This is a genomic window from Streptomyces sp. NPDC050549, from assembly GCF_040655035.1.
Lineage (GTDB): Bacteria > Actinomycetota > Actinomycetes > Streptomycetales > Streptomycetaceae > Streptomyces.
This window is the reverse complement of record NZ_JBFAJD010000100.1, coordinates 1-3,922: the sequence shown is the minus strand read 5'-3', so window position 1 is coordinate 3,922 and position 3,922 is coordinate 1. Positions and strand designations below refer to the sequence as shown.

Sequence of the window (3,922 nt, the reverse complement as noted above, 5' to 3'; positions counted from 1 at the left end):
AGTGCCTGTGTCACATCCTCTTTCCGCAGGTCATGGAGTATGTGGGTGAGGAGTGATCGTCGTTGCCGTTCGGTTCAGCGTCCGGTGGACGCTGAACCGAACGGCAATTGAGAGGTCTTCAGGCGGCTGCCGCGAGGGAAGCCGGGATGGTCTCGGTTCGGCGGTTTCGTCGGGTGAGGCGGCGGGTCATGAGGGTGATGAAGGCCCACTGGACGTGGGCTTCGGCGTGGGACATGAGGCGTTCGTAGTCCCGCGCGTTGCGGCGGGCCCGCATCGTCCATGAATTCGACCGTTCAACCACCCAGCGCTTGGGCAGCAAGACGAAGCCTTGGGCGTCCTTGGGCCGGAAGACGACCTTGACGGTGATCCCGAGGGTGGTCTGAGCCCAGGTGGCGAACTCCTCGCCGCCGTAGCCGTTGTCCGCCCAGACCAGCACGATTTCGGGGTGCTCGGCATGGAGGCGGGTCAGCAGGACGCGGGCGGCGTCCCGGTCCTGGACGTCGGCTGGCGTGACGAGCAGGTCGACGAGCAGGCCGTCCTGATCGACCAGGAGATGGCGCTTCCTCCCATTTATGTGTTTGTTCGCGTCATATCCGCGCGTCGCTTTCGACACAGTCTCCGCGCCCTTGACGGACTGGGAGTCTACGATCACCCGGACCGGCCAGGGACACCGTCGACGCTCAAGCCGCAACCGCCGGCGCAGCTGGTCGAGGATGTGCCGCAGGACCCCGGCCTTCGCCCAGCGGGCGAAATACCCGAACACCGTGCGCCACGGAATGCCGAAGTCAGCGGGCAGCGCCCGCCACTTCGCCCCGTTGTCGGTGATGTAGCGGATGGCGTCGACCACGCGGCGCCGGGGCCACTTCTCTGGGGCCCCGCCCTTCGGGGTCTGGCAGGCGGGGACGGGCAGGAGCCGTTCCAGGAGTGCCCATTCGAGGTCGCTGGTGTCGGAGGGGTAGCGGGGCAGCATGACGGTGCCGGGCCGCGACCGATGGACGGGGCCAACTGCGGGACGGTCGCGGCCCGTTGCCTCTCATGTTCCGGTTCACTCCAGATTGGCCAGCAGTTGAAGAGTGGACTCGATCGCCCCCATCTGCGCCATGACCGTGCGGATGTAGGGGTCGTCGGGCTTCTTCTTCTGGTGCGGCAGGAGAATCCCGGCGATGAAGTTCTCCACCCGGTGGTGGACGGACTCGAAGAACGCCCGCTCGTAGCCGATCCAGACCTCCGGTGCATCGTCGAGCATCCGGTATCCCCACGACTTGTCCCAGGTCACCGGCGGAAGCCCCTTCGCCGCGGCGACCTGGCGCAGGTGCGCGAGCCCGGTGTGGACCTGCGCGCGGGTGCGCTCGGTGGCCGCCACCAGCTGGACGACGCTCAGGCCAGCGGGGCGGGCCTCCAGCAGTGCGGACAGGACGGCTTCGGCGTGGACGTGAGCGGGAACGCCCCGCCCCATCGCTACTCGCCCGAGCCCTTCAGCAGCTTCTGGAGCTGCTCGTCCAGGTCGACCTCGCCGCGGGTGACCGCGTTCTCGATCCAGTCCGCCGACGCCCGCACCCGTGCAAGGCCCCGCAGGATCGTCTCGCGTTCGGCGTCGTCGTAGGGCTCACCGCGCAGGTTCGGCACGATCCTCCCGGCGGTGACGGTGAACTGCGTGCAGACCGCGACCAGGTCCATGAACTGGGTGTTGTGTTCCATGCGCCGCAGCTGGTCCAGCTGCGGGGCGGCTTCCTCCTGCCCGTACTGGACCTGCTGGCGGAACTGGTCGAACTGCGCCTCGTTCACGGCGTGCCTGGCCGTGCCGTCGGCCATGGCCTTCGAGGCGACCGCCGGGCGGCGCAGGAAGTCGGTGGCCACCCGCGCGGCCACCTGGTCGTCGGCGGCCAGGTCATGGATCGCGTCCACCTTCTCCTGGACGCTCTCGGGGGTGTCGACCTTCCAGCCGACGATCCGTTTCGCGCTGTCGTGCGTCCAGCGCGCGGGCCCGCCGCGCGGATTGGACGGAGGGTTGTCCACCGCCTCGAACCGTTCCTGCTCGTCGGGGAGGGAAGCGAGGATCTTGTGGATGGTGTGGGAGACGTACGCCCGCCGGTGTTCCCTCGGCCAGCGCGAGGCCACCCACCGGTAGTCCCGGACCGTCGAATACGCCAGGCCGACGTCCTCGGCGAACATCCGGATCGCCTCGCTGACCGTGAACAACTCCTCGCTCCCCGACGGGTTCGTACCCCCGTAGGAACGCATCGGCTCGATCTCCGTGGCCGCGTCCCCGAGCTGCCACTGGACGCTGCTCATCGTCCCGACCCAGTCCCGCCCCAGCTTGACCAGTTCGTCGTAGCGCTGCCGGGTCACACTGCCGACCATCCCGGTCATCCGGACACCACCCCCACGAGCCCCGGGTGCGACACCTGTATGTGCCGCCAACTCACCCTGGACACCCGTCACTTCGCACCATCCGGCCGCCTTGTCCCGGCTGGAAGGGCGTACGGCCCCGGCGCCCGAAGCAGCCCCGCATCCACCGAACACGCAGGCTCACGCCTCGCCGGACCGCGCGCGCTGTGCGTGCCAGGCCCGTTTGCGGCAGGTGGGAGAGCAGTAGACGGCCGAGGCGAGACGGTCGACTCCCACCGTCCACGCCACCCCGCACTGCGGACACGAGGCCGTCACGCCGGCCTTCACCGCCGCGGTCCGAGCCCTCGCCCGACGCATCCGCCGCCAGTGCCTCGAACGGCAGGCCGCCTCACAGAACGCCGCCGTCGACTTTGCCGACGGCATCAACGGCCCACCGCACCCACGGCACAGCCTTGGCCCGCCCCCGTCGACCGCGACGACGACCAGACGCAGCCGGGGCACTCCGTCCCTGCCCATACGGCCACCGTACGGCGGGCGGTGCCTGCGGCCCAGTCGTCGCTTCGGGTGGAGCTGCCCGAAGCGACGAGCCCCTGAACTGCATCAACAGACCAATCGACTTGACACGCAAGGACTTGACACGGGCCCTGCTAGTCGGCCTGCAGGACGAAGAACAGGAAGCACAGGAAGCGCGGCTCGGCCGCGATGGCCTCGGGGAACATCTCGCGGGCGGCGGGATCAGGCTCCGGCTCGCTGATGACCGTGATCCGGAAACCGGCCCCGATGAAAGCCTCGACCATCGCGTGCAGCGGCCTGTTCCAGCGACTCACCAGGGCGGTATGGCCGCCCACGGTCCACTCTACGGTCCAGTTGGTGGTGTCGAAGTAGTTGCACTCGGCCTCGCGGCCGGCCTCGCGGTGTATGAGGTTGATGGCAAAGGGATGGTCGACAGACGCGATCAGCCGACCGCCGGGCTTGAGTATGCGTCGCAGCTCGGCCAGCGCCGGCCCCCAGTCCTCCAGGTAGTGCAGCACCAGGGACGCCGCTACATCGTCGAACGTGTCATCAGCGTAAGGAAGCGGGCTGCCCAGGTCCGCCACCTGCAGGTCCGTACCGTCGCCGAGCCGCTGCCGGGCCAGCTCCAGCATCCCGGCACTCGTGTCGAAGCCACTCACAATGGCGCCACGGTCGCGCAGCGCGGCAAACAGGGCCCCCGAGCCGCAGCCCGCGTCGAGGATCCGCCGGCCGGCCACCTCTCCAGCGAGGGCCAGCATCGCGGGCCGCTCGTAGTAGGCATTGACCAGATTGGTTTCGTTTGCGGCCGTGTACGCCTCGGCGAAGCTGTTGTAATCGTTGGCCTTCGACGGATCCACACTCACCGCGGACGGCGAGACCAGCCTGGTGGAAATCGCGTGCTCTTGGCGCTCGCTTGAGATCATGGTGCGGGAGACGTGCGCTGCAGCAGTTCGGTTCCGGGCCCCTCCCGGTCGCCCTCACAGCCCCTGAAGATCCAACGAGCCGTTCGTTTAAGCGTCACGACCACCGTCATGTCATGTCGGCCTCAGGAACAGGCACT

4 protein-coding genes are annotated in these 3,922 nt (G+C 68.5%); all 4 read right to left on the bottom strand.

The annotated features are described in order from the left end of the window. Positions 1 to 118: 118 nt before the first annotated feature. Positions 119 to 970 carry an IS5 family transposase gene (locus AB0I51_RS48155; protein ID WP_362985846.1) on the bottom strand — a complete coding sequence of 284 codons (852 nt, stop codon included), beginning with the start codon at positions 968 to 970 and terminating at the stop codon, positions 119 to 121. Between the two features lie 75 nt (positions 971 to 1,045). Next, positions 1,046 to 1,456, bottom strand: coding sequence for a RacP protein (locus AB0I51_RS48150; RefSeq protein WP_362985844.1), 411 nt, complete (start codon positions 1,454 to 1,456; stop codon positions 1,046 to 1,048). Between the two features lie 2 nt (positions 1,457 to 1,458). Then, positions 1,459 to 2,370, bottom strand: coding sequence for a DUF6192 family protein (locus AB0I51_RS48145; RefSeq protein ID WP_362985842.1), 912 nt, complete (start codon positions 2,368 to 2,370; stop codon positions 1,459 to 1,461). A gap of 626 nt (positions 2,371 to 2,996) precedes the next feature. Continuing rightward, a complete protein-coding gene (locus AB0I51_RS48140) occupies positions 2,997 to 3,785 on the bottom strand; it encodes a class I SAM-dependent methyltransferase (protein ID WP_362985840.1) in 789 nt (262 codons plus the stop codon). Between the last annotated feature and the right edge of the window lie 137 nt (positions 3,786 to 3,922).